Genomic DNA, 24,994 nt, shown 5'->3' with positions numbered 1-24,994 from the left:
AAAGTGGATGAAATGAACAAACGTCCCAGAAAATGTTTAAGGTATAGAACGCCTTATGAGATTTATTATTCAGAGGTGTTGCATTTAACTTGACAATTCAAGGGAAAAAAACAGGAGAGGATGGCCCGTTTTCCCCGGAAGGACAGGGCTTTGGGGCTGTTTTTCTTTCCAAACGGCGGGGAGTATGATATAATACTTGCAAAAAGAAGGTTTTGCGGCCGCTCCGGCGGCATTTCGATTTTTTTGGAAAAAGGATGCGTTGTAAAATGAAAGGGTATTTTATTTCCATAGAAGGCAGCGACGGCAGCGGCAAATCCACCCAGCTGGAAAAAATGGTGGCATATCTCAGGGAACGCTGCCCCCGGGTGGAAGTCACAAGGGAACCCGGCGGCACAGCGGTGGCGGAGAAAATACGGGAGCTGATTCTGGACCCGGAAAACAGGGCCATGACGGCGCGGGCGGAAATGCTTCTGTATGCGGCCAGCCGTGCCCAGCATGTGGAGGAAAAGATTCTGCCCCTGCTGGAGGAAGGCACTGTGGTGGTGACGGACCGTTTTACGGATTCCAGTATCGCCTATCAGGCCTATGGCAGAGGATTGGGGGATATGGTGGCAGAGGTGAACCGTATCGCCACGGGCGGTCTGGAACCGGATCTGACCATATTTCTGGATCTGTCCCCGGAGGCGGGGATTGCCAGAAAACGGCGGGAGGACCGTCACGAACTGGATCGGCTGGAGCTGGAGGCGCTGGCCTTCCATGAAAAGGTATATAAGGGGTATGACGTTTTATGTGGGGAAAACCGGGAGCGCATTGTGCGCATTGACGCGGACCGGCCGGTGGAAGAGGTCTTTTCTCAGATCCGGCAGACATTGGACGGGGCGCTCCGGGAGAAATATACGCGAAACGATCGGTAAGGAGGTATTTTTATGAAACTTATCATTGCCATTATACAGGACGAAGACGCGGGCGAAGTAATCGCCCATCTGAATGACGCGGAAATCCAGGTGACCAGACTGTCTACCAGAGGCGGATTTTTGAGAAGCGGCAATACGACCATTATGACGGGGATTCCCGATGAGCAGGTGGATACAGCCCTGAAGATCATTGAAGAAAACAGCAAGGCCAGAACCCAGTACGCGACGCTGCCTTCTTCCTGCGGTGCTATGCACGGATTTATTCTGGCGCCCATCGAGGTAAAGGTTGGCGGCGCTACGGTATTTGTGCTGGATGTGGAGCAGTTCCATAAATTCTAAGGCGAAGGAGCATTGGTATGTACCGCTTTGAGGAAATTTGCGGCAACGCCGGACTGGTGGCGCATTTACAGGGTGCGCTGCGCCGGAAAAAGACCTCTCACGCCTATTTGTTTTTGGGCGGGGAAGGCATGGGCAAACGACAGCTGGCCCGGACCTTTGCCATGTGTCTGGAGTGCGAGGCGCAACAGACGGAGCCCTGCGGCCAGTGCTCCAGCTGCCGGGCGTTTCTGGTAGGAAGCCATCCGGACATTGTAACGGTACGGCCCTCCAAAAAAACGCTGGGGGTAGACGATATCCGGGAGCAGATTCTGGAGGATGTAAAGCTGAAGCAGTACCGTTATCCTTATAAGATCTATATTGTGGAGCAGGCGGATACCATGACGGTGCAGGCGCAGAACGCGCTGCTGAAAACACTGGAGGAGCCGCCTGCTTACGCTGTGTTTTTGCTGCTGGCCCAGCGGCTGGAGAATTTTCTGCCCACGGTGCTTTCCCGGACGGTGGTACTGAAGCTGCGGCCCTTGCCGGAACAGACGGTGGCCGATTATCTGTGCCGGAAGAAGCTGGTTCCCCAAGAAAAGGCCGGTGTGCTGGCGGCCTATGCGCAGGGCAGTATCGGCCGTGCCCTGTCTCTGATGGAGGAAGAGGGCTTTGCCGCCATGCGTCAGGAGGTTCTGGACAAGCTGGAACGGCTGCCCCGCGCGCCTTTGTCGGAGGTCCTGCTGTGGGCCAGAGAATGGGAAGTGTACAAAAACGATCTGCGGTTTTTGGATATCATCAGTCTGTGGTATCGGGATGTTCTGGTGGCGAAACGGCTGGGGGACGGATCGAAGCTGATCCAGCAGGATAAGCAGAGAGAACTTTTTGCCGCCGCCGGAAGCTCTGTGGCGGCTCTGGCCAAAGGCGCCGCCGCCGTGGAGGAAGCCCGGCGGGCCCTGGCGGCCAACGGAAATTTTCGGCTGACTCTGGAAGTCATGCTGATGAAACTAAAGGAGAACGAGACATTATGATAGAAGTTGTAGGTATCCGGTTTAAAAAAGCCGGTAAAATGTATTATTTCGATCCCGATGGCCTGAAGCTGGAACGGGATCAGTATGCCATTGTGGAAACGGCCAGAGGCGTGGAATACGGAATGGTTATTAAAGGAAATTCCATGGTGGCGGAGGACAGCATTGTGCCTCCTTTGAAAAAAGTGCTGCGGGCGGCGACGGAAGAGGACGCCAAAACCATGGAGGCCAATGCGAAAAAAGAAGAAGAGGCCTTTCGCATCTGCCTGCAAAAAATCGCTCGTCTGGGGCTGGATATGAAGCTGGTGGATGTGGAGATTACGTTTGATAAAAATAAACTGATTTTCTATTTTACCTCTGACGGCAGAGTGGATTTCAGAGAACTGGTAAAGGAACTGGCGGCGGTATTCCGTATGCGTATTGAGCTGCGGCAGATCGGCGTCCGGGACGAGGCGAAGATGCTCAATGGCATCGGCATCTGCGGCCGTGCCCTGTGCTGCGCTACCTTTCTGGGGGATTTTCAGCCAGTATCCATCAAGATGGCAAAGGAGCAGAATCTTTCCCTGAATCCTACTAAGATCAGCGGCATCTGCGGCAGACTGATGTGCTGCCTGAAATATGAGGAAGAGGTCTATGAGGAGCTGAACCGGAAGCTGCCTTATGTGGGGGATATTATTTCCACACCGGACGGCACAGGGGAGATCCTGGCCACCAATGTACTGATGCAGCAGGTGAAGGCGGCGGTGCGCAAAACAGAGAATGACGCGCCGACCATCGCTTTTTACCATGTGGATGAGATCAAGGTCATCAAATCCAAGAAAAAGAGAAAGCATGAGCCGGTACCGGAGGAACTGAAGGCATATGAGGACTGATGTAAAGATCAATCCCTGGGAGCGGGTGGATGACCTGCACCGAAAGGGCTACCATATCATACAGGACCCCAAACGGTTCTGCTTTGGGGTGGATGCGGTGATCCTCAGCGGCTTTGCCCGGGTAAAAAAGGGAGAAAAGGCGCTGGATCTGGGCACCGGCACCGGCATCATCCCCATCCTGCTGGAGGGCAGGACGGCGGGACAGCATTTTACGGGGCTGGAGATCCAGACGGAAAGCGCGGAGATGGCCAGACGCAGTGTGGCTCTCAACGAGCTGGAGGAGAAAGTGGATATTGTGGAGGGAGACATCAAGGAAGCGGCGGCATTGTTCGGCGGCTCTGTGTTTGATGTGGTCACTTCCAACCCGCCTTATATGAACGAGGGCGGCGGTCTGCAAAATCCTTCCGGGCCCAAGGCCATCGCCCGGCATGAGATTCTCTGTACGCTGGAGGATGTGGTCAGTCAGGCGGCCAAGGTGCTGCGCCCCGGCGGCAGATTTTACATGGTCCATCGCCCCCATCGGCTGACAGATATTCTGGTGCTTTTAAGACAGTACCGGCTGGAGCCGAAACGCCTGCGCTTCGTCCATTCCTATGTGGACAAGCCGCCGGTGATGGTACTGGTGGAAGCGGGCCGAGGCGGCAGACCCATGATTAAAGTAGAAGCGCCTCTGGTGATCTACGAAGAGGCGGGAAAGTATACCCAGGAGATTTACGACATATATTATGGAGAGGGACAGGCATAATATGGCTGGAACATTATATTTGTGCGCCACACCCATTGGGAATCTGGAAGATATGACTCTGCGGGTGCTGCGGATATTAAAAGAGGCGGACGTGATCGCGGCGGAGGATACCCGCAATACACTGAAGCTGTTGAATCATTTTGAAATCAAAACACCCATGATTAGCTATCATGAGCATAATAAAGGCGCTAAGGGGCCACAGCTGATTGAGCGTCTCCAAAAGGGAGAGACCATCGCGCTGGTCAGCGACGCGGGGATGCCCGGCATTTCCGATCCCGGCGCCGATCTGGTGCGGCTGTGCTACGAGGCGCGGATTCCCGTGACGGTTGTTCCCGGCGCTTCGGCGGCAGTGACGGCGCTGGTACTGTCGGGGCTGGATACGAGACGATTTGTGTTCGAGGGCTTTCTGCCGGCGGAGAAAAAAGAGCGTCGTGCCGTACTGGCGGCCCTGGAAAAGGAACACCGTACCATGATATTCTATGAAGCCCCTCACCGTCTGCTGGATACGCTGGCGGAGCTGGAAGAAATTTTCGGCGGAGAACGGCCGATGGCGGCCCTGCGGGAGCTGACAAAGAAATTTGAGGAGGTTCGCCGGGGTACGGCGGCACAGGTGCGGGCTTCTTTTGACGGACAGCCGCCCAAAGGCGAGTTTGTGCTGGTCTATGAGGGCTATTCTCTGGAGGCCCAGCGTCAGGCGGAGGCGGAAAGCTGGGCGAAGATTTCCGTGGAGGAGCATATGCGCCGCTATCTGGATCAGGGCATGAGCGAGAAGGAAGCCATGAAACAGGTGGCGAAGGACAGAGGCGTGCCCAAGCGGGAGATCTATCAGTATCTCCATAAGGACGGAAAGGCAGGTGTTTCGCCATGTGGGAAAGCATAATGACAACAGGCTGGAAGCAGATCCTTTTCTGCGCCATTGTGGCCTATGTGGTCTGGGCGCTGGTGGAAAAATGGATCGCCTTCGCCAAAAGCCGGAAGAACCGCCGGACCTTCGGCGAGGTGGATATGATGCGGGTCATGGAGCGGTGCCGGGAAATGTTTCCCATTGAAACGGTATCCTTTCACGGCGATCTTTTTCAGCGGGGGACCCGGGTCCGCATCGTCACGACCCAGGAAAACATCATTGAAGGAGAGCTGGTGGGCATGAACCGGATTCAAATGGTCTGCATTCGTACCCAGACACAGATCATTGCCCATCAGCTGAACAAGATACAGGATATGCGCAGAATCTAAGCGCAAAATCAGATGTATTTTTCGGAAAAAACGGAAAATGCATCTTTTTTTGTTGTCGAAAATCGGGCGGGGAAAGTTTTCCAGATAGGGAAAAATTTTCAGAAAAATGGGGAAGCAGGAAACAAAAACCTTGATATAAAGGCATTCTTAACACTTTTTTAGCGGTTTTTTAATTGAAAATTTATGGCAGAATGGCATATAATGATAACGAATCAGACCGACTGGTCTGTATGTTTTTGTCTAAAGGAGGGATAACATGAAAACGGAACAGAATATCTTGCAGACGGCATTTCGGCTGTTTTTGGGCAAGGGGTTTTCCGATATCTCTACCAATGAAATTATTCGGGAAGCCGGCGCCACCAAAGGCGGCTTTTATTATTGCTTCAAAAGCCGGGAGGACCTGGTGCTGAAGGTCATTGACCGGTATTTGAAGCCATATTATCTGTGTCCCATCGAGCGGATGGAACAGGTTTGGGAAAATAAACGGGTGGATATGTCCACCAGAACGCTGCTGTGGGAAGGTTTTTTCGCTCCCCAGCGGTTCAAAGCCTATCAGGAATACGCGGGCATGGATATTGCCTTTCGAGATTTTTATTTCCTGCTGTATGAAGGCATGAAAAAATACGAGGAAGTAGAACACTACTTCGCGGAGAATACCAGAAAACGGGAACTCTGTTTGCGGCGGATTCTGGAACGGGGCAAGGAAAGAAAAGAGATTCCGGCCGATGCGAATCTGGACAGCTGCATTGTAATGACCCTGGCCATGCAGGACGGGATTCTGGCACTGAAGGTGCTGGACGATAAAATAGACGACGAAGAAAAATACAGATATATGGAAAAACAGATGTGGAAGGATCTGGTAGGTCAGGAAGCCTACGGGCCTTATCTGGATGGAGGTGTTGAGAGTGCATAAGAATCAGGAACAGTGTTATAAAATGGGGATTGATATTGGCTCTACGACCGTAAAGGTGGTTTTGGTAAATGAGGCCAATGAAATGGTATTTAACCGGTATCGCCGCCATTTTTCCGAAATTAAGAAAACCGTAAAGGAAATTCTGGCGGAAGCCAAAAAAGAACTGGGCTTCTGCTCTTTCTCCACGATGATTACCGGCAGCGGCGGCGTTGCGCTGGCAAAGGCCGTAGGCGTGGACTTTATTCAGGAGGTTGTAGCCACAGCCAACGCCATTGAAGTAGTAGCGCCCCAGACAGACGTTGCCATTGAGCTAGGCGGCGAGGATGCCAAGATCATCTATTTCTCCGGCGGCAACGTGGAACAGCGTATGAACGGCGTTTGTGCCGGCGGTACCGGTTCTTTCATCGACCAGATGGCCAGCCTGCTGCATACAGATGCTACCGGTCTGAATGAGTACGCTAAGGGACATGAGGTGATTTATCCCATCGCTTCCCGCTGTGGCGTATTTGCAAAAACCGATATCCAGCCCCTCATCAATGACGGCGCAAAGAAGGAAGACCTGGCGGCCTCCATTTTCCAGGCGGTTGTCAATCAGACCATCGCGGGTCTTGCCTGCGGCAAGCCCATTCGCGGCCATGTGGCCTTTTTGGGCGGCCCGCTGCATTTCCTTTCCGAACTGCGCCAGCGTTTTATTGAAACACTGCATTTGACAGACGAAACGGCCATTCTGCCGGATCATTCCCATCTGTTTGCCGCATACGGCACCGCGGTTTCCAATAAAGGCGAGGCGGAACTGGATTTCGATACGCTGCTGCGTCTGCTGGATCAGGGCGCGGAGCTGCAGATGGAAGTACAGAGACTGGAGCCTCTTTTCGCCAATGCGGAAGAATACGATGCCTTCCAGAAACGTCACGGCAAGGATAAAGTAAAAAGAGTACCTCTTTCTACATATTCCGGCGACGCGTTCCTGGGCATTGACGCTGGTTCTACCACCACAAAAGTGGCGCTGGTCAGCGACAAAGGCGATCTGCTCTACTCCTTCTATGCGGGCAACGAAGGCAATCCCCTGAAGGTAGTAATGCAGAGCCTGAACGAAATGTATGATATGATGCCCGAAGGCGTAACCATCCGCAATTCCTGCGTAACCGGTTACGGCGAAGGCCTGATTAAAGAAGCGCTGATGATCGACCTGGGCTATATCGAAACCGTAGCCCATTATAAGGCAGCCCAGTTCTTCAAGCCCGATGTAGACTTTATTCTGGATATCGGCGGTCAGGATATGAAGTGTATCCGCATCAAGGACGGCGTTATCGACAGCGTCCTGCTGAACGAGGCTTGCTCCTCCGGCTGCGGTTCCTTCATCGAGACCTTTGCCAAATCCCTGAATTATACGGTGGCGGATTTTGCCAAGATCGCGCTCTTTGCGAAAGCACCCATTGACCTGGGCTCCAGATGTACCGTATTTATGAATTCCCGTGTAAAACAGGCCCAGAAGGAAGGCGCTGATGTATCGGATATTTCCGCTGGTCTGGCATATTCCGTTATCAAAAACGCGCTGTTAAAAGTAATCAAGATCGCGGACCCCAAGGCTATGGGCAAATCCATGGTCGTACAGGGCGGTACCTTCTATAACGACGCTGTATTGAAGAGCTTTGAAATGATCAGCGGCAGAGAGGCCGTTCGTCCCGATATCGCCGGCATCATGGGCGCTTTCGGCGCCGGCTTGATCGCCAGAGATAAATACGCGGCCGGTTACCAGACCACACTGGTTTCCAGAGAAGAAATGAACGCACTGGAAATTCAGTCCTCCATGGCAAGATGCCAGGGCTGCACCAACCACTGCCTGTTGACCATCAACCGTTTCAGCGGCGGCAGAAGATTCATCACCGGCAACCGCTGCGAAAGAGGTCTGGGCAAGGATAAGATCGAAAATCCCGCACCCAACCTGTATGAATACAAACGTCACAGACTCTTTGACTACGAGCCTTTGACGGCGGAAACGGCCACCAGAGGCACTGTGGGTATCCCCCGTGTACTGAATATGTGGGAGGATTATCCTTTCTGGTTCACTTTCTTCACAAAGCTGGGTTACAGAGTGGTGCTTTCCCCTTATTCCACAAAGGCCATCTTTGAAAAGGGCATGGAATCCATCCCCAGTGAATCCGTTTGCTATCCTGCGAAACTGGTTCATGGCCATATTATGTATCTGATCGAGCAGGGCGTAGACTTTATTTTCTATCCCGGCATCGTTTACGAAAGACGGGACAGCAGCGCGGCGGACAACAACTATAATTGCCCCATCGTTGCTTCCTATAACGAAAATATCAAAAACAATGTGGAAGATCTGAAGGAAAAGAATATTCCTTTCATGAATCCCTTCCTGTCTCTGGATAAGATCGAGACTGTCATCAAGCGTATGACCGATGAATTCGTTCCCATGGGCTGCGACGCCAAGGAAATCAAGGCAGCGGTAGAAGCCGGCTGGGAAGAATGGGATCACTTCCGTCAGGATATGCGCAAAAAAGGTGAGGAAACCGTAAAATACCTGAAAGACAATAACATGACCGGTATTGTTCTGGGCGGCAGACCTTACCATGTGGACCCGGAAATCAACCACGGTATTCCCGAACTGATCGCCGGCTACCATATCGCCGTACTGACAGAGGACAGTGTAGCCCATATGGGTCATCTGGAACGTCCTACGGTAGTACGTGACCAGTGGACATACCACTCCCGTCTGTACGAAGCGGCTGCTTTCGTAAAGAAACAGGAAAATATCGAATATGTACAGCTGAACTCCTTTGGCTGCGGTCTGGATGCCGTAACCACAGACGAGGTAAAAGCCATCCTGACAGCGGCAGGCAAGATCTATACCGCTTTGAAGATCGACGAGGTAAATAACCTGGGTGCGGCCAGAATCCGTATCCGTTCCCTGATCGCCGCTATGGAGGACAGAAAGGAAAAGAAAGTCGAACTGAAAAAAGGCGATGCTTCTTTGAAGAGAGTGCTCTTTACCAAAGAGATGCGCAAGGATTACACCATCCTCTGCCCCCAGATGTCTCCCATCCATTTCGACATTCTGGAGCCCGCTTTCCGCAAATGCGGCTATAACCTGGAGATCATGGCGGCCATGGACAAAGACGCCATCGACGCCGGCCTGAAATATGTCAACAACGATGCCTGCTATCCTGCCCTGATTACCATTGGGCAGCTGATGAACGGCCTGTTATCCGGCAATTACGACCTGAACCGTACAGCCCTGCTGATTTCTCAGACAGGCGGCGGCTGCCGTGCCACCAACTATATCGCCTTCATCCGTAAGGCGCTGGCCAATGCCGGGATGCCCAATATTCCCGTTATCTCCATCAACCCTGCGGGCCTGGAGAAAAACCCCGGCTTCAAATACGAGCCCGGCCTGCTCCACAGAGCTATGCAGGCACTGGTATATGGTGATACCTTCATGCGTGTGCTGTACCGTACCCGTCCTTATGAAAAGGTAGAAGGCTCCGCCAATGCCCTCTATGAGAAATGGAATGAAAAAGTAAAGAAAGACATCCTCCGTGCCGACAGAAAGACCTTCTGCCGCAACGTTGCCGGGATCATCCGGGATTTTGAGAACCTGGAGATCTACGAGGATATGAAGAAGCCTCGTGTCGGCGTCGTTGGTGAGATTCTGGTAAAATTCCATCCCACCGCCAACAACGATCTGGTGAACCTGCTGGAAAGAGAAGGCGCCGAGGCCGTTGTGCCTGATCTGTTGACCTTCGGTCTGTACTGCTGCTACAACGCGACCCAGAAGGAAAGATACCTGGGCGGCACCAGAAAAGGCAGAATGATCGCCAATGTACTGGCGAAAGTCATCGAATGGTACCAGAAGCCTTTGATGAAGGCTCTGGATAAGAGCAAACGCTTCGACCGTCCCGAGGATATCCGCACACTGGGCGAATATGCGAAGAAAGTGGTATCCCTGTGCAACCAGACCGGCGAGGGCTGGTTCCTGACAGCGGAAATGATTGAGCTGATCCACAGTGGTGTGCCCAATATCGTCTGCACACAGCCCTTCGGCTGTCTGCCTAACCACGTTGTGGGCAAAGGCGTTATCAAGGAACTGCGCAAACAGTATCCTATTTCCAATATCGTAGCCATCGACTACGATCCCGGCGCCAGCGAAGTTAATCAGCTCAACCGTATCAAACTGATGCTGTCCTCCGCCGAAAAGAATCTGGCGGCTGGCAAGACAGAAGTGCCGAAACAGCAGCATACGGTAACAAAAGCGGCCTTCCGTGTATCTTAAGAGACAGGAAATCAAAAGAAAAAAAGAAGCTGCTTTAAGGGCATCTTCCTGAGAAAACAAAAAGCTGAAATCTTTGTACCGCAAAGATTTCAGCTTTTTTATTGGAGCGGTATTTTTTCTGAGGGCTGCCGCATGGCCCTTTTAAATGGATAAAAAAATATCCGGAAGTCTTTGGCTTCCGGATGGGTTTTTATTTTTTGGACTGTTTTTCCATGGTGCGGCTGACGCTGGCGGAAATTTTCTCTGTAAATGTCTTTTTCTTCTTATCCGCCAGATTCATGCCGGTTACGGTAATGATATACATACCGGCCAGATCTACTTTAATGCTCTTTTTTACAGGCAGTACGTCAAACACAGGCTTATCACACATCAGTGTCACGATCTGAGGACCTACCTTTGCCTTGACCAGATTGGCTTTCCGCATTCTGGTGGATTTGGGCATCTGCTCATATACCGATTTGGGCAGATTGGTGGGAGAGGGTTTCTCCTGTTTTTTGTCGATGACGAAGATCTGTACTGTCATGCGGTTCTGATCGATGAAGTCCTGTGCCTGGATCATGCGGCGCATGCTCTTTTTGTTGAGATAGTAAAGTCCCGCCAGAACGGCAACGACAATAATAGCGACAATGATGATGATATCCGATGGATTCACGAGTAATTCCTCCTTGCAATTAAAAAACGAAACCCGTTTTTTGTTTTCTCACGTTTCTTTATTGTATCAAAATTACAGCCGTTAGGGAAGGGAAAAAACGAAATTTTTCAAAAAAAATTGATTCTGCGGCGGCTTGCGGCCTATCCCTTTTTTTAGTATACTAAAGTATCAGTAAGGAAATGAAGCATAGGAAAAGAGGTGAGAGCATGAGTCCTTTGACAGTGATCGCTTATCTGGCTATTTTGGTGCTGGTGGGAAATGTGATTTTGGCGGGCTTTGTGGTATTCTTTGAACGCAGGAATCCGGCCAGTAGCTGGGCATGGCTTTTGGTGCTGCTGTTTATACCGGTACTGGGCTTTTTGATTTATATGATTTTTGGCAGAAACAGCCATAGAGAGAAGATGTTCCGGGAGAAGGAGGCCTATGACCGGCATGTGTATTATGACTATCTTTTTCATGATGAACGTTCCGGGGAAAAGATCAAGCGGCAGAAGGAGATCATTGAAAAGGGCGGCCGCCTGATTGAAGAGGAATATTTGACAGACCTGGCGTATCTTCATCTGAATTCCGGCAACTGGATGACCTTCAACAACAGCGTCACCCGCTTTACCAACGGGCGGGACAAGTTCGCCGCTTTGGTCAAGGATATTCGTGCGGCCAAACATTTTATCCATCTGGAATATTATATCTGGCGGGGGGACCGCTTAGGGAAACAGCTGGTGGAGGAGCTGACGAAGAAGGCTGCGGAAGGGGTAGAGGTACGTCTGCTCTATGACGGCATCGGAAATTCTACTCTGCCGCCTAATTTCTTTCGGAAACTGCATAAGGCAGGCGGCTATACAGCGGCGTTCCTGCCCCGTTTTCTGGTGCGCTTGAATTACCGCAACCATCGCAAGCTCTGCATCATCGACGGCGAGATCGGCTATATCGGCGGTTTTAATGTGGGCGATGAATATCTGGGCGTGGTAAGGCGGTATGGGCCCTGGCGGGATACCCATCTGCGGATTGTGGGAGACGCCATCGACCAGATGAATATCCGTTTCATTAAGGATTGGAATTTTACGGCGAAAAAGGGACTGGTGGAACTGGAACGGCGGTATTTTCCCGTTCGGAAACAGTTCGACGGCATCCGTACCCAGATCGTTTCCAGCGGGCCGGATACCAGATGGCATAATGTCCACAACGGCTATTTCAAAATGATCAATGAGGCGGAGGACCATATCTATCTGACAACGCCCTATTTCGTTCCTGATGACGGTATTTTTGAAGGCCTGCGGGTGGCGGCGCTGTCGGGGCTGGATGTGCGTATCCTGATCCCCGGCAATCCGGATCATTTCTTCGTATACTGGGCCAGTATGTCCTATCTGGGGCAGCTGCTGGAGGCGGGGGTGCGCTGTTATCAGTATGAGAAAGGCTTTATCCATGCCAAGTGTCTGTGTATTGACGGGATCATGTCCTCTGTGGGCACAGCCAATATGGATATCCGTAGTTTTGCCCTGAATTTTGAGGTAAATGCCTTTTTATATGACGCCGATTTTACAAAAATCCTGGAAGAGGATTTTATGCGGGATTTGAAAAGCTCTGTGGAGATCACCAAGGATTGGTACCGCCGCAGAAGATGGTGGTTTAAGGTGAAGGAGGCCGTGGCACGGCTGATTTCACCGATGCTGTAAGAAAGGGATGGAAAAGCACATGATGGTGGAAAAGGGTTATGAGGAAGACCTGAAAACGAATTATTTTCAGCTGGACGGCAAAGGCAGGATGTCGCCGGCGGCACTGCTGGCAACGCTACAGGACGCGGCTATTGCCCATTCCGATGGTCTGGGCTATACGCCGGCTTATCTGATGGAGCAGGAGCGGGGCTGGGCTGTTGTTAACTGGCATATCCGCGTCCATCGTATGCCGGCGCATCCGGAGGCGTATCATTTGGAGACATGGAGCTGCCGCTGCCGGAGAATGCAGGCGGAGCGTGGATTTTTCCTCTACGACAGCCGGGGAGAGCGGATGATGGAAGTAATGAGCCGGTGGGTCTATATGGATACGGCCAGACGCAGACCGGCCAATGTACCCGAAAGCATGATCGAGGCCTATGGAGACAAACAGATGCCGGCCATAGAGAACGAGAAATTTCTGATGCCCAGAGAGCCGGAGGAGGGAACGCCCATCCAAAGCTTCGTGCGGGTCACCAGACGGGACACGGATACCAATGGCCACGCCAACAACGTGAAATATCTGGAATGGGTTATGGATGATGTGCCGGATGAAATTTATGATTCTATGGAGACGAAGGATATCCGCATGGTCTACCGGAAGGAATGCCGCCGGGGAGATCTGGTGGAACTGCGGACCTATGTGATAGACGGCCCGGAAGGAAAGGAGACTTGGACCTTTCTGCTGGATGAGGAGGGCAAAACCATTGCCGAGGCGGCTATCCTCTGGAATTGAAGGAAAAACATTAAAAAACGGAAGGGACTCCTGATTTGGGAGAGCATCCTTCCGTTTTTTGTGTTTTATTTTATTTAGCGGCCGCCGGCTGGTCCGCGGCGCCTGTTTTTTCCGCACCGAGGAAGAAAAGCACCAGTCCCAGCAGGCTGAATGCCACAGAGATCCAAAGGGCCGCTGTTACGCCCCACAGCCCGATGAAGCATCCGCAGACAAAGCTGCCCAGGATATTTCCGATGGTAATGGCAATGGTAATCAAGGCCTGGCCTTTTACCTTGTCCCCTTCCGAAAGAATCCGGTCGGCATAATATACCGACGCCGGCGTAAAGAGGGCAAAGGAAAACAGCTGCAAGGTCAGCGCGCCGTAGATCATAGGCAGATTTCCCGCAAGGCAGATGAAAGCACCTTTGAGGACGAAGAAAATGGCGGAAAATTTCAGGATATTGCCATAGTCCCGGCCTTTGGTGATACGGGAGAAAAAGATCATAACGAAAAATTCCAGCAGCGCCGTATAGGCCATGACCTGCCCCAGCTCCGTATTCCCTTTCCCAATCTTCTGCAGCACTTGGATCATATAAGTATTGATGGCGCTGTGGCAGAGAAAGACCAGAATAATGCCCAGTATCAGCAGGGCAAATCGGGGATGGGTCCGCAGGATGGACCAGGTTCCCGAGGAGGAGACTACCGTATTGCCATGGTTTCGTACCTCCGGGAAGAAGCGCAGCAGCAGGATGATGGCGCCATAGATCAGGATCGCCAGCACCGGCAGGCAGCGCATGGAAAACAGCACGGTCAGATTCCCCAGGAAAAAGGTCAGGATGGCATAGGAGATCGAGCCAATGCCTCTGGCTGTGCCGAAATTGATCTGATACCCATGATTGATCAGATGCATGGCCAGGGCGCTGAGCAGAGGCTGAAACGCCAGATGCAGCAGAAGAAGAAGGGCGTAAAAGAACGCCAAAATGATTTTAGTCTCAGGCAGGAACAGCAGACAGCCTTCCGACAGTATGATGATAAGGCACAGGGCCGTCATAAAGAAACGGATGGTAAAACGTGCGCTTCTGTCGGCGGCGGAGGCGATGACTGGCTGAAACAGCGCCGAAAAAATGCAGGAAAGGGCGATGATAGTGCCGACCTGTGCGTCCGTAAAGCCTCTGTCCAGCAAAAAAACCGTAGTAAAGCTGTAAATAACGCCATAGCTCATCCAATACAGTCCCTGGAGGATACTGTAATTCAAAGAAACATTTTTTCCGTTCATAGGCTCATCCTCGATCACCGTCAGTGTGTGATAACTTCCACGCCGTCTTCCGTAATGGCAACGGTATATTCCCACTGGGCGGAGAGGGAGCCGTCCTCTGTATAGATGGTCCAGCCGTTTTCCTCGTCCTGGAAGAAGTCCTCTTCACCGGCGTTAATCATGGGCTCGATGGTAAAGACCATGCCGGGTACCAGCAGCATACCGGTGCCTTTTTTGCCTACATGGCAGACATAAGGCTCTTCGTGGAAGTCGTTGCCAACGCCATGGCCGCCGATGTCATGGAGTACTGTATAGCCATGGGCGTAGGCGTGTTTGCTGATGACTTCGCCGATATCCCCCAGAAAGCCCCAGGGACGTACTTCTTTCAGTGCCAGATCCACACATTCTTTGGTAACCTCTACCAGCTTTCTGGCTTCCTCGCTGACGTTGCCGATGCAGAACATCCGGGAAGCGTCGGCATAGTAGCCATCCAGAATGGTGGTTACATCTACGTTGATGATGTCCCCATCCTGGAGGATTTCGTCAGGAGAAGGGATGCCGTGGCAGATGACGTCATTGATGGAGGTGCAGACGCTTTTGGGAAAGCCGCAGTAGTTCAGGGGAGCGGGGATGCCGCCGCGGGAGATGGTGTATTCATGGACCAGGGTATTGATGTCCTCGGTGGACATGCCGGCATGGATCTTTTCCGCTACCATATCCAGAATTTCCGTATTGAGTTTTCCCGCCTTGCGGATGCCCTCCAGCTGTGCCGGCGTTTTGATGAGGTCATGGGTGGGAACTTTGATATGTCTTGCTTTATAGGCCGCGATCTTGTCATCAAAGGACGCGTGGCAAACCTTATATTTTTTTCCGCTGCCGCACCAGCAGGGATCGTTTCTACCGATTTTCACTTTGGATCACATTTCCTTTCTTTTTTGTCAATGTCTGGCTCTTTTAGCAGAGATTTTCTCTGATTTTTCGTATTTCATAGTAGCACAAAACAACTTCCGATACAATAGAGCAAAAAAAGAAAAGATGCGCCTTGACACAGTTTTTTGACTGTGGTACTATCCTCGCAAAGATGAAGCTTGTTTGAGACAGAAAGGTGGAAGAATATGGGAAAAATTTATCATAGCGTAGAAGAATTTATCGGGCGTACTCCTTTGATGGAGCTGACCCATGTGGAGGAAAAGCTGGGGCTTTCCGCAAAGATTCTGGCGAAAATCGAGTTCTTTAATCCCGGTGGCAGCGCCAAGGACAGAGTGGCCCAAAAGATGGTAGATGACGCGGAGGCAAAGGGCCTGCTGAAAAAGGGCGCTACCATCATCGAGCCTACCAGCGGCAATACAGGCATTGGTCTGGCGGTCATGGCGGCGGCCAGAGGCTATCATGCTATTATCGTCATGCCCGATACCATGAGCGTAGAGCGGAGGATGCTGATGCAGGCCTTTGGGGCGGAACTGGTACTGACCGAAGGGGCCAAAGGCATGGCGGGCGCCATTGAAAAGGCGGAGGAGCTGGCCAAGGAGATCCCCGGTTCCTTTATCCCCGGACAGTTTGATAACCCTTCCAATCCTCAGGCCCATTATGAGACCACCGGCCCGGAGATCTATGAGGATACTGACGGGAAGGTGGATATTTTTGTGGCAGGCATTGGCACTGGCGGCACTTTGACCGGCGTGGGACGCTACCTGAAGGAAAAGAATCCCGCGGTAGAACTGATCGGCGTAGAGCCCGCGTCCTCTCCCCTGCTGACGGAAGGCAGAGCGGGAGCCCATGGCCTGCAGGGCATCGGCGCTAACTTTGTGCCTTCTATTCTGGATACCTCTTTGTATCAGGAAGTGATGACCGTAACAGAGGAAGAAGCCTATGCGGCAGGACGGATGCTGGCAAGAGCGGAAGGTCTTCTGGTGGGCATTTCCGCCGGAGCGGCCCTGCATGCCGCCATTGAAGCGGCAAAGCGCCCGGAAAACAAAGGCAAAAACATTGTGGTTCTGCTGCCTGATACTGGGGACCGCTATCTGTCTACCCCCATGTTCGCGGAATAAGAAAGAAACAAAAAAGCTCTGGTCTTTCGGAAGAAAGGCCGGAGCTTTTTCGTTTTTATGGAGTAGTTTTTTCATCGGCTTGCTGTTCCTTTTTTCTGGTCTGGAAATAAGCCCGCAGCAGTACGGCGATAATGGGTCCCAGGATCAGGCCCCAGAAGCCGATGCACTTGAAGCCGAAATACATGGAGAACAGCGTCAGCAGGGGATGCAGGCCGATCTGGGTCCCCAGGATCTTGGGCTGCATAATTTGCCGCATGACCTGTACGGCGGCATAGATCACCAGATAGCCGATACACAGCCTGGTGTCCCCCAGAATCAAATGGATCAGAGCGCCGGGCCAGAGGATGAAGCCGCTGCCGAAGAAGGGCAGGGCGTCAATGATGGCGATGATGACGCTCAACAGCAGGGCATAGGGGGAACGCAGCAGCATCAGACCGATGATGCAGATACCGAAGGTATAGATCATCAGGATCAGCTGTGTTTTTACATAACCCCAGAGGGAATATTTCAGTTCCTTTCTGGTACGGTTCAGGGAACCGCCCAGCAAAGGCGCGATATGGGTATTGGCCAAAGCGTAAATATGATCCCGGTCCTTCGTAAAGAAGTAGGCGGAAAACAAAGCGACAATGAGCCCCAGCAGGAAATTGGGCACGCCCGTCAGCGAGGAGGAGCCGCTCTGAACCAGAGAAAGTGCCGCAGAAGTCAGGCTGCTCTGGACTTTTTCCAGATAAGGCTGGATAGAACCGGGCAAGGTCTGCCGCAGCTCATCCAGATGGTCCCAGATACGGTCTGTGGCCGCCTGGATAGATTCGATGTAATGGGGCAGCACCGTTACCAGAGATTTTGCCTGTGCCTCAATGCGGTTGCCGATCAGCAGGCCGAACAGAGCGATGGCCCCAAACAGCAGAAACAGGCACAGCCAGGCGGAAATCCACCGGGGCACCCCTTTTTGCTGGAGGTGGTCCGCCAGAGGGCAGAACAGCAGGCTCAGCAGCCAGCCTACGAAAAAAGGAAGCAGGATAGGAAACAGATAACGGAAAAACAGAAAGCAGAAGAGAATGGCGCCGGAAAGGATCGTCAGATCGAACAGACGCCGTTTATTTTTTCTGAAAAAATCATCCATACTGTCACTTCCTTTCTGTTGTCGTTGCTTTCATTATAAACTTTTTTGTGGAAAATGCGTATCCTTTTTTCTGCAATTTCAAAAGAATTAAGAAAATCGGCGTGGATTTTGGGCGGATCTCAGGATTTTTCGGCAGATTATGCAAGAGGTGGGCCGGTTTTTTTGTGTAACATGGCGGTTGTTTCTTTGTCCGTTTTCAGGTACAATAGAAAAAAGATTGTATACAGTATAGAAAAAACGAGGGTGCGCTGTGAAGGAAATCAGATTAAAAGCAAGGGCAAAAATCAATCTTACGCTGGATGTAACAGGAAAGCGGGACAACGGCTATCATGAGCTGCGGATGATTATGCAGACGGTGGGCCTTTACGACGGTGTGCGGATGAAAAAGATCCCGGAACCGGAGATCCGCCTGACGTCCAATGTGCATTGGCTGCCCACAGACAGCCGAAACCTGGCCTGGAGGGCCGCCGCGCTCATGCGCGAGACTTATGACCTGAAGGAAGGCGTGGAGATCAGTATTGATAAGAGAATTCCCGTAGCGGCTGGACTTGCCGGCGGCAGCGCCGACTGCGCCGCTGTGCTGGTAGGCATGAACCGGCTGTTCGGACTGCGGCTTCCTCTGTCCAGACTGGAGGAACTGGCGCTGACCATGGGGACGGATATTCCCTATTGTGTGCGCCGGGGGACGGTACTGGCGGAAGGCGTCGGCGAGGAACTGACAGATATTGTGCCGCCCTGCCCCTTCTGTTATGTGGTGCTGGTAAAGCCGCCGGTCAGCGTTTCCACAGCAAAGGTTTACCAGAGCCTGCGCTGGGACCAGGTGGAGGAGCACCCGGATACCGAGGCCATGATCGAGGCCATGGCGGCGGGAGATGTGGAAAAAATGGGTACACTGCTGTGTAATGTGCTGGAAACGGTAACCATTCCCATGCATCCGCAGATCGAAAGCATCAAAAAGGCGCTGTTGGAAAAAGGCGCCGCCGGCGCATTGATGAGCGGCAGCGGACCAACGGTGTTTGCTTTATTTACAGAGGAAGAAACTGCGAAAAAGGCAGCCAGAGAAGTCAGAAAGCAATTTTCCATAAAAGATGTGTTTGCCACACAGATCTACCACGCTGGCCGTGGGACAGGACGAAAGGAGAAAACAGAATGATGGATACGAAATTCAATATCAATTCCAATGAATACCTGCCTTTGCGGGACGTAGTTTTCAATACCCTTCGGGATGCCATTTTGACCGGCAAGCTGCAGCCCGGCGAGCGTCTCATGGAGAATCAGCTGGCGGAAAAGCTGGGCGTGAGCCGTACCCCCGTCAGAGAAGCGCTGCGGATGCTGGAACTGGAAAACCTGGTGGAACTGGTGCCCAGAAAAGGCGCCCAGGTGCTGGATATGAGTGAGAAAGATGTCATCAATATTCTGGAGGTCAGAGGCGTTCTGGAAGGGCTGGCTACCAGTCTGGCCTGCAAAAAAATGGCGCCGGAACAGCTGGCGGAGCTGAAGGCGCTGGAGGATCGCTTTGAAAAAGCGGTGGCGGATAAGGCGCTGGAGGAGATCGCCGAGATCGACGAGGAATTCCACCGGATGATCTTTGCTTCTTCCGAGAACGATAAGCTGATCCAGATTAGCACCAACCTGCAGATTCAGCTGTACCGCTACCGTATGGCGCATCTGAAGCTGGATTCCTCTATCCCGGCTATTATCGCGCACCATAAGGGCATTATCCGGGCCATTGAGAACCATGAGGCGGAGGAAGGCATGACACTGGCGCAGGGTCATGTCAAATATCATACAGAATTTATCCTGCGTGCCATGCGCAGCAAATAAAAAAGGAACCAACGGGGCTTTCCGAAAAGGGAAGGCCCTGTTTTTTTGCATACTGGCAGAGAAAAAATTACAGTTTTTTTACAGGGTTTTTCTTTTGCTTGCAATCCACAAAGGGATGGCATAAAATAAAAAGTGATTTATATAGTATGTTGCATTCGAAGGGAGGCGTCACGGTGGCGGATCGAAATAAAAAAGAGCTGTTCCCCAAACGGGAGGAACGAGTACCCTACGGCGGCGGAAAGCCTGTCAGAACTTCCGGGAAAAAGGAAAAAAAGGGGAAGGAGAAAAAACCGAGGCGTGTCTCTGCGGCCAATAAAGGCGGCGGCAAGCGGCTTTCGCCGAAACAGACATTGATTCTGGCGGCGGCAGTGGTGGTTCTTGTGGTTCTTTTTGTCTGCTTCCGGAAAAATGGCGTGGAGGTCTTTGTGGCGGACCAGAGCATGGGGATCTTGAAAGATACCTCCATTACAGATACCAAACTGAAGGAAACGCTGGAGGCCCAGCTGGCCGAAAGCGTAGGAACGGCGGTACAGATCAATGAGACCATTACCGTAGAAAAAATACATATCGGCGGAGACAAAAAAAGCCAGGTCTGCACTATGGAATACCTGCTGCCCCAGCTGAGAAACGCGGTTACTTATAAGGTGCAGGCGTCTGTGATCTTTGTGGACGGCGGCGCTGTAACGCCTCTGGCGACACAGACGGAAGCGGAGCAGGTACTGGAACAGCTGAAGGAGCCTTATCTGCCGCAGGACGAAACCTCCAACGCGGAGATCAGTTTTGTGGAAACAGTGGAGATCCAGAGCCAGTTTGTGGATTCGGAAGAGATTTTGTCCGTAGAGGAGGCGCTGAATGTGCTGACGGGCACCACACCTGTGACCCAGACCTATACGGTGCAGACGGGAGACGGTCTGGCAAAGATCGCCGCGGAATATGATATGACCACGGAAGAACTGCTGGCGGCCAATGAAGGCATGACCGTTTCTACCCCTATCTATGTGGGGCAGGTGCTGAATGTCATTGTGGATGAGCCCATGGTTTCCGTAAAATCCGTGGAAACACAGGTGCTGACCACAGTGGAGAAAAAGACCTATGAGTATCAGCAGGATAATACAAAGCCTTCTTCCTACCAGAAGGTGATCCAGCAGGGCAAGGACGGCCAGAAAAAGAGCACCATCCAGATTACCCGCATCAATGGCTTTATTACAGAGGAAAAAGAAGTATCCAAAGAAGTGATTACCGAGGCGGTACCGGAGATCATTGTAAGGGGTACTTTGTAATAGAATGAAAATATGGGGACAACATAAGAAAAAGAGGAGGAGTTAGCTATGAGCATTACATTTTCCATGAAGGGCGACGCCCTGAAAAAAGAGGATATCCTTGCCCTGCGCAAGGATGTGCGCAAGGCGCATTTTGACCTGCATCAGAAAACAGGTAAGGGAAACGATTTCGTAGGCTGGGTGGACTGGCCCCAGGCTTACGACAAGGAAGAATTTGACCGGATCAAAAAGGCGGCGGAAAAGATCCAGAAGCAGAGCCAGGTACTGATTGTCATCGGCATCGGCGGTTCTTATCTGGGCACCAGAACGGCGCTGGATTTCATCAAATCCCCTTTCTATAACGAGGATAAGACAAAATCCACACCGGATATCTATTTTGTGGGCAACAATATCAGTTCCGCTTATCTGAATGATATTCTGGGGATTCTGGGCAATCGTGATTTTTCCGTAAATGTCATTTCCAAATCCGGCACCACCACGGAGCCTGCCATCGCCTTCCGTATCTTCAAGCAGCTGCTGGAGACAAAATACGGCAAGGAAGGGGCGGCAGACAGAATTTATGCTACCACAGACAGAGCCAAAGGCGCTTTAAAGACCATGTGCAATACAGAGGGCTATGAAACCTTTGTGATCCCCGATGACATCGGCGGCAGATTCACTGTTCTGACGGCAGTAGGCCTGCTGGCGATGGCAGTTGCCGGCGTAGATATCGACAAGGTCATGGAAGGTGCGCAGTGGGCTATGGAGGCTTACGGCAATCCGGAACTGGCGGAGAACCCCTGCTATCAGTATGCGGCTGCAAGAAACCTGTTCTACAAACAGGGCAAGACCATTGAGATTCTGGCAAACTATGAACCGCATATGACTTCCTTCGGCGAATGGTTCAAACAGCTGTATGCCGAAAGCGAAGGCAAGGACGGCAAGGGTGTATTCCCTGTATCTGCCAACTTCTCCACAGACCTGCATTCCATTGGTCAGTTCATTCAGGAGGGCGGACGGTATTTCTTCGAAACCGTTCTGTGGTGCAAGGAACCCAAGTCCACCGTATTGGTTCCCTTTGATAAAGAGGATCTGGACGGCCTGAATTTCCTGGCGGCGAAAGATATGCAGTTTGTCAACAGCAAGGCCTTTGCCGGCACGATGCTGGCCCATATGGACGGCGGCGTACCCAATATGGTAGTGGAAATGGACCGCATGGACGCATGGCACTTCGGTGCGCTGGTATATTTCTTTGAGAAGGCAGTAGGCATCAGCGGCTATCTGCTGGATGTGAACCCCTTCAACCAGCCCGGCGTAGAGGCATACAAGAAAAATATGTTCGCGCTGCTGGGCAAGCCCGGTTATGAGGACATGAAAGAAGCGCTGGAGAAACGTCTGGCGGATTGATCTTTAGAACAATGATTTAGGGGCCGTAAAGGGTTTCTAAAAAATAGAACCGCTGGAATTCTTTCCTGTGAACGGAAGGAATTCCAGCGATTTTTTGTTTTATTATAAATATCCGGAAAAAAGGAGCCTTCTTAGAGAAAAGAGCTCCTTTTTCTATTTGAGAGGCCTAGGGAGATGCTTATTCCCCAAAATCAATGGCTGCGTCGGCCGCCTTTGCCAGCAGCCGCTGAAACTGCGCCTGTTCCTTTTTTGTCATGGAGGACGTCATGCGCTGAAAGCTGACTTCGATCTGTTCTTTGATAAACGGATAGATCTGCCAGGATTTTTCTGTGGGAGAAATATCGTAGGTTCGTTTGTCTCTGGCGTTGGTGGAGCGGACCAGGAAACCAAGCTCTTCCAGCTTTGTGACTGTCTTAGCGATGACGCTTTTGTCCAGTGCCAGACGTTTTGTGATCTCATCCTGTGTCAGCGTCTTAAAGTCGCAGATAATGAGGATAACGACCGCCTGCGCCGCTGTCAGCCCATACTGTAAACAGGCGTTATTCAGCCAGATATGCGATTTCCGGTATAAGATAGAAACGGATTTAAAGGGACTGTTTGTAATATCGGGCATTATGAAAACCTCCTTTGCTCGAAATAATTATACTCCAAACTGGTGGCAGTTGCAACTGGATATTGACGAAACTCTCCTTTTTTGCTATATTAAAAATAGTGGCAGTTGCCACTAGTTTTAAAGAACCAAAGGAGATGTATTTATATGGAACCAGCGAAAAAAATATGGAACAGAAATTTTATACTGCTGTTTATTACCAACCTGTTGGTCTTGGCGGCATTTTACGCATCAATCCCCATCATTCCCGTCTATTGCCAGGAAATCGGCATTACCGGTTCGAAGGTGGGTATGGTACTGACGGCCATGTCCATTTCCACGATTCTGTTTCGTCCGGTGGCAGGGTATTTGCTGGATAATTTTAATCGTTACCGGGTATATTTGCTGTTTTTGGCGTTGTTTTGCCTGTCTTTTCCCGGATTTATCGTTTTTCCCGTATTCGGCCTTCTGATTATAATCAGGTTATATATGGGTGCGGTATATTCTGTCTGCGGTTCCGCCACAATGACGCTGGCGGGGGATGTGCTGCCTCCGTCGAAGATTACGGAAGGCATCAGCAGATTTGCCTTTACCATTTCCATCGGCATGGCGGCAGGGCCCTATGTGGGAATCCAGGTGCAGAACCGTCTGAGCAGTAAGGCATCCTTTCTGACGGTTTTCGCCATTGCCCTGATTGCGCTGCTGTGTGTATCCTGCTGCAAGATCCGCTATCCCAGGACGGAGCGGAAAAAATTTTCCCTGCGGGACTCCATTCATAAGCCGGCACTTCCTTTTATGGCAAATATGACATTTCTGATGATTCCCTATGGCGCCGTGATCGCGTATTCCTCCATTTTGGCACAGGAGAAGAATCTGATGTCGGTGCTGCCCTATTTTTATATCTGCCTTGTTATTGGGATGCTGCTTTCCAAATTATCCACGCAAAAAATGATTGATGCCGGAAAACACCGTATTCTGGTGTATGTCAGTCTGGTACTTCTGATTCTTACGATGGCCAGCTATTTGTTTTTGTCTACGGGAATCCATATGCTGGCGGCAGGGTTCCTTTTTGGTCTGGGATACGGCATTGTCCAGCCGTTGTTCCAGTCCTTCGTAACAGGGACCACACCGGCGCCGGAAAGGGGTGTCGCCAATGCCACCTATTTGCTTTCCTATGATATTGGCATTGGGATTGGCTCTCTGCTGATGGGATGTTTGCAGGAGTCCATTGGCCTGCAGAAGGGCTTTGCGCTGACAGCGGCGGCTTATATTGTGGGTGGTATTGTGTATGCGGTCTATACAGACCGGTATTATCGTGGGAGAAAGGCATGTTTTTTGGCAAATGATAACGGGCAGATGAGAAGGGCAGAGGAAAGCGTATGAAGAAAGAAAACGCGGGCACACTGCTGATCCAGCTTGGAAACGCCGTGACATGGCTTCGGAATCAAAAGATGCAGTCCATAGATCTGACCTCCAGTCAATCGGGAATCATTCAATATATCCTGCGGCACCCACATGAAAAAGTAACGGCGGGAAATTTGATAGAGCGGCTGCGCCTTTCCAAACCCACAATATCAAAAATCATTAAACTGCTGGAAAGAAAGGGATTGGTGGAGCGGAGCACCGATAACAAGGATCTTAGAAAGCGGATTATTGTATTGACAAAAAAGGGCCAGTCTCTGGAGGAAGAACTTCAGCGGATAGATCAACAGGCGGAGGAAATCCTTCTGTATGGGATGACGGCCGAGGAGACGGCGCAGTTTTTAGGACTGCTGCAAAAGGCTCTGGAGAATCTCCATAAAAGAAAGGGGATGCCGTAAGGACTGAACATGTAGCGGAATCAAAAATGGAACCTTTAAGGTCTTCCTTCTGCAATCAAAAAACTGTATTTAAAATATGGCGCCGAAAACGGTTTCCCCTTTAAGAAAACAATTTCAAGCAAAATGGAATTGCCGGAATCCTTGCAACGAAGAGGATTCCGGCAATCTTTGTTTTCTTATGAAGGTGCCTGAAATTCCGGCGTCTTTTTCCGAAGGGGAAAAGACGGGTCTCCTTTACTTTTTTCTCTGGCTTTAGTATAATAAAATTTAGGGAAAAAG

23 protein-coding genes are annotated in these 24,994 nt (G+C 51.3%); 18 read left to right on the top strand and 5 right to left on the bottom strand.

Translation table 11 applies throughout. The annotated features are described in order from the left end of the window. Positions 1-266: 266 nt before the first annotated feature. From tmk to H9X84_RS10825, 9 genes are all read left to right on the top strand, one after another. Positions 267-914, top strand: coding sequence for a dTMP kinase (gene tmk / locus H9X84_RS10865; RefSeq protein ID WP_205134299.1), 648 nt, complete (start codon positions 267-269; stop codon positions 912-914). A 12-nt stretch (positions 915-926) separates the two neighbouring features. Beyond that, positions 927-1,253 (top strand): cyclic-di-AMP receptor, encoded by a 327-nt coding sequence (locus H9X84_RS10860; RefSeq protein ID WP_205134300.1) that lies wholly within the window; start codon positions 927-929, stop codon positions 1,251-1,253. 17 nt (positions 1,254-1,270) lie between these two features. Then, positions 1,271-2,260: a DNA polymerase III subunit delta' gene (gene holB / locus H9X84_RS10855; protein ID WP_205134301.1), complete on the top strand. Its 990-nt coding sequence runs from the start codon at positions 1,271-1,273 to the stop codon at positions 2,258-2,260. Next, on the top strand, positions 2,257-3,129 hold the full coding sequence (locus H9X84_RS10850; RefSeq protein ID WP_205134302.1) for a PSP1 domain-containing protein: 873 nt from the start codon (positions 2,257-2,259) through the stop codon (positions 3,127-3,129). Before holB ends, H9X84_RS10850 begins: the two co-directional genes overlap by 4 nt. Continuing rightward, entirely contained in the window at positions 3,119-3,874 is a 756-nt protein-coding gene (locus H9X84_RS10845) for a tRNA1(Val) (adenine(37)-N6)-methyltransferase (protein ID WP_205134303.1), read from the top strand. Before H9X84_RS10850 ends, H9X84_RS10845 begins: the two co-directional genes overlap by 11 nt. Before the next feature lies 1 nt (position 3,875). Continuing rightward, positions 3,876-4,754: a 16S rRNA (cytidine(1402)-2'-O)-methyltransferase gene (rsmI, locus tag H9X84_RS10840; protein WP_205134304.1), complete on the top strand. Its 879-nt coding sequence runs from the start codon at positions 3,876-3,878 to the stop codon at positions 4,752-4,754. Then, positions 4,739-5,107 (top strand): hypothetical protein, encoded by a 369-nt coding sequence (locus H9X84_RS10835; RefSeq protein ID WP_205134305.1) that lies wholly within the window; start codon positions 4,739-4,741, stop codon positions 5,105-5,107. Before rsmI ends, H9X84_RS10835 begins: the two co-directional genes overlap by 16 nt. Before the next feature lie 256 nt (positions 5,108-5,363). Then, entirely contained in the window at positions 5,364-6,020 is a 657-nt protein-coding gene (locus H9X84_RS10830) for a TetR/AcrR family transcriptional regulator (RefSeq protein ID WP_205134306.1), read from the top strand. A gap of 22 nt (positions 6,021-6,042) precedes the next feature. Then, positions 6,043-10,314 (top strand): acyl-CoA dehydratase activase-related protein, encoded by a 4,272-nt coding sequence (locus H9X84_RS10825; protein ID WP_243423741.1) that lies wholly within the window; start codon positions 6,043-6,045, stop codon positions 10,312-10,314. A 190-nt stretch (positions 10,315-10,504) separates the two neighbouring features. Here H9X84_RS10825 and H9X84_RS10820 read toward each other — a convergent pair whose 3' ends face one another. Next, positions 10,505-10,966 (bottom strand): hypothetical protein, encoded by a 462-nt coding sequence (locus H9X84_RS10820; RefSeq protein ID WP_205134308.1) that lies wholly within the window; start codon positions 10,964-10,966, stop codon positions 10,505-10,507. A 206-nt stretch (positions 10,967-11,172) separates the two neighbouring features. Here H9X84_RS10820 and cls point away from each other — a divergent pair, with 206 nt between their 5' ends. Then, positions 11,173-12,639: a cardiolipin synthase gene (gene cls / locus H9X84_RS10815; RefSeq protein WP_205134309.1), complete on the top strand. Its 1,467-nt coding sequence runs from the start codon at positions 11,173-11,175 to the stop codon at positions 12,637-12,639. A gap of 19 nt (positions 12,640-12,658) precedes the next feature. After that, on the top strand, positions 12,659-13,411 hold the full coding sequence (locus tag H9X84_RS10810; protein WP_205134310.1) for an acyl-[acyl-carrier-protein] thioesterase: 753 nt from the start codon (positions 12,659-12,661) through the stop codon (positions 13,409-13,411). 70 nt (positions 13,412-13,481) lie between these two features. Here the strand turns inward: H9X84_RS10810 and H9X84_RS10805 are convergent, their stop codons facing one another. Next, positions 13,482-14,666 carry an MFS transporter gene (locus H9X84_RS10805; protein WP_205134311.1) on the bottom strand — a complete coding sequence of 395 codons (1,185 nt, stop codon included), beginning with the start codon at positions 14,664-14,666 and terminating at the stop codon, positions 13,482-13,484. Between the two features lie 20 nt (positions 14,667-14,686). Beyond that, positions 14,687-15,556 carry a methionyl aminopeptidase gene (locus H9X84_RS10800; RefSeq protein WP_205134312.1) on the bottom strand — a complete coding sequence of 290 codons (870 nt, stop codon included), beginning with the start codon at positions 15,554-15,556 and terminating at the stop codon, positions 14,687-14,689. A gap of 204 nt (positions 15,557-15,760) precedes the next feature. On the opposite strand from H9X84_RS10800, the gene cysK reads away from it, so the two are divergent. Then, positions 15,761-16,693, top strand: coding sequence for a cysteine synthase A (gene cysK / locus H9X84_RS10795; RefSeq protein ID WP_205134313.1), 933 nt, complete (start codon positions 15,761-15,763; stop codon positions 16,691-16,693). A 55-nt stretch (positions 16,694-16,748) separates the two neighbouring features. On the opposite strand, the gene ytvI is transcribed toward cysK, so the two are convergent. Then, positions 16,749-17,816 carry a sporulation integral membrane protein YtvI gene (ytvI, locus tag H9X84_RS10790; RefSeq protein ID WP_205134314.1) on the bottom strand — a complete coding sequence of 356 codons (1,068 nt, stop codon included), beginning with the start codon at positions 17,814-17,816 and terminating at the stop codon, positions 16,749-16,751. Positions 17,817-18,066: 250 nt separating this feature from the next. Here ytvI and ispE point away from each other — a divergent pair, with 250 nt between their 5' ends. The 4 genes from ispE (at position 18,067) to H9X84_RS10770 (ending at position 22,306) form a co-directional block, all read left to right on the top strand. After that, positions 18,067-18,969: a 4-(cytidine 5'-diphospho)-2-C-methyl-D-erythritol kinase gene (gene ispE, locus H9X84_RS10785; RefSeq protein WP_205134315.1), complete on the top strand. Its 903-nt coding sequence runs from the start codon at positions 18,067-18,069 to the stop codon at positions 18,967-18,969. Continuing rightward, positions 18,966-19,640 (top strand): GntR family transcriptional regulator, encoded by a 675-nt coding sequence (locus H9X84_RS10780; protein WP_205134316.1) that lies wholly within the window; start codon positions 18,966-18,968, stop codon positions 19,638-19,640. The genes ispE and H9X84_RS10780 overlap by 4 nt, the downstream gene beginning before the upstream one ends. A gap of 173 nt (positions 19,641-19,813) precedes the next feature. Continuing rightward, positions 19,814-20,920, top strand: a complete 1,107-nt coding sequence (locus H9X84_RS13330; protein WP_205134317.1) for a G5 domain-containing protein — start codon at positions 19,814-19,816, stop codon at positions 20,918-20,920. A 48-nt stretch (positions 20,921-20,968) separates the two neighbouring features. Beyond that, positions 20,969-22,306: a glucose-6-phosphate isomerase gene (locus H9X84_RS10770; RefSeq protein WP_205134318.1), complete on the top strand. Its 1,338-nt coding sequence runs from the start codon at positions 20,969-20,971 to the stop codon at positions 22,304-22,306. A gap of 178 nt (positions 22,307-22,484) precedes the next feature. Here H9X84_RS10770 and H9X84_RS10765 read toward each other — a convergent pair whose 3' ends face one another. Beyond that, a complete protein-coding gene (locus tag H9X84_RS10765; RefSeq protein WP_205134319.1) occupies positions 22,485-22,919 on the bottom strand; it encodes a MarR family winged helix-turn-helix transcriptional regulator in 435 nt (144 codons plus the stop codon). Between the two features lie 144 nt (positions 22,920-23,063). On the opposite strand from H9X84_RS10765, the gene H9X84_RS10760 reads away from it, so the two are divergent. Both H9X84_RS10760 and H9X84_RS10755 read left to right on the top strand, forming a co-directional pair. Beyond that, the gene (locus H9X84_RS10760; RefSeq protein ID WP_205134320.1) at positions 23,064-24,278 is read left to right on the top strand and encodes an MFS transporter; all 1,215 of its coding nucleotides are present in this window, start codon (positions 23,064-23,066) and stop codon (positions 24,276-24,278) included. Further along, on the top strand, positions 24,275-24,715 hold the full coding sequence (locus tag H9X84_RS10755) for a MarR family winged helix-turn-helix transcriptional regulator (RefSeq protein ID WP_205134321.1): 441 nt from the start codon (positions 24,275-24,277) through the stop codon (positions 24,713-24,715). The genes H9X84_RS10760 and H9X84_RS10755 overlap by 4 nt, the downstream gene beginning before the upstream one ends. Positions 24,716-24,994: the final 279 nt, after the last annotated feature.

The organism is Anaerotignum lactatifermentans (assembly GCF_016902535.1).
Lineage (GTDB): Bacteria > Bacillota > Clostridia > Lachnospirales > Anaerotignaceae > Anaerotignum > Anaerotignum lactatifermentans_A.
This window is presented reverse-complemented; position numbering and strand designations above follow the sequence as displayed.

Bases quoted from the DNA above. Each gene is read 5' to 3' on its own strand.
- H9X84_RS10765 (WP_205134319.1), bottom strand. From the start codon at position 22,919: ATGCCCGATATTACAAACAGTCCCTTTAAATCCGTTTCTATCTTATAC.
- H9X84_RS10770 (WP_205134318.1), top strand. From the start codon at position 20,969: ATGAGCATTACATTTTCCATGAAGGGCGACGCCCTGAAAAAAGAGGAT.
- H9X84_RS10760 (WP_205134320.1), top strand. From the start codon at position 23,064: ATGGAACCAGCGAAAAAAATATGGAACAGAAATTTTATACTGCTGTTT.
- H9X84_RS10805 (WP_205134311.1), bottom strand. From the start codon at position 14,666: ATGAACGGAAAAAATGTTTCTTTGAATTACAGTATCCTCCAGGGACTG.
- H9X84_RS10835 (WP_205134305.1), top strand. From the start codon at position 4,739: ATGTGGGAAAGCATAATGACAACAGGCTGGAAGCAGATCCTTTTCTGC.
- H9X84_RS10755 (WP_205134321.1), top strand. From the start codon at position 24,275: ATGAAGAAAGAAAACGCGGGCACACTGCTGATCCAGCTTGGAAACGCC.
- holB (WP_205134301.1), top strand. From the start codon at position 1,271: ATGTACCGCTTTGAGGAAATTTGCGGCAACGCCGGACTGGTGGCGCAT.
- rsmI (WP_205134304.1), top strand. From the start codon at position 3,876: ATGGCTGGAACATTATATTTGTGCGCCACACCCATTGGGAATCTGGAA.
- H9X84_RS10860 (WP_205134300.1), top strand. From the start codon at position 927: ATGAAACTTATCATTGCCATTATACAGGACGAAGACGCGGGCGAAGTA.
- H9X84_RS10825 (WP_243423741.1), top strand. From the start codon at position 6,043: ATGGGGATTGATATTGGCTCTACGACCGTAAAGGTGGTTTTGGTAAAT.
- tmk (WP_205134299.1), top strand. From the start codon at position 267: ATGAAAGGGTATTTTATTTCCATAGAAGGCAGCGACGGCAGCGGCAAA.
- cls (WP_205134309.1), top strand. From the start codon at position 11,173: ATGAGTCCTTTGACAGTGATCGCTTATCTGGCTATTTTGGTGCTGGTG.
- H9X84_RS10810 (WP_205134310.1), top strand. From the start codon at position 12,659: ATGATGGTGGAAAAGGGTTATGAGGAAGACCTGAAAACGAATTATTTT.
- H9X84_RS10845 (WP_205134303.1), top strand. From the start codon at position 3,119: ATGAGGACTGATGTAAAGATCAATCCCTGGGAGCGGGTGGATGACCTG.
- H9X84_RS10780 (WP_205134316.1), top strand. From the start codon at position 18,966: ATGATGGATACGAAATTCAATATCAATTCCAATGAATACCTGCCTTTG.
- ytvI (WP_205134314.1), bottom strand. From the start codon at position 17,816: ATGGATGATTTTTTCAGAAAAAATAAACGGCGTCTGTTCGATCTGACG.
- H9X84_RS10850 (WP_205134302.1), top strand. From the start codon at position 2,257: ATGATAGAAGTTGTAGGTATCCGGTTTAAAAAAGCCGGTAAAATGTAT.
- H9X84_RS10830 (WP_205134306.1), top strand. From the start codon at position 5,364: ATGAAAACGGAACAGAATATCTTGCAGACGGCATTTCGGCTGTTTTTG.
- cysK (WP_205134313.1), top strand. From the start codon at position 15,761: ATGGGAAAAATTTATCATAGCGTAGAAGAATTTATCGGGCGTACTCCT.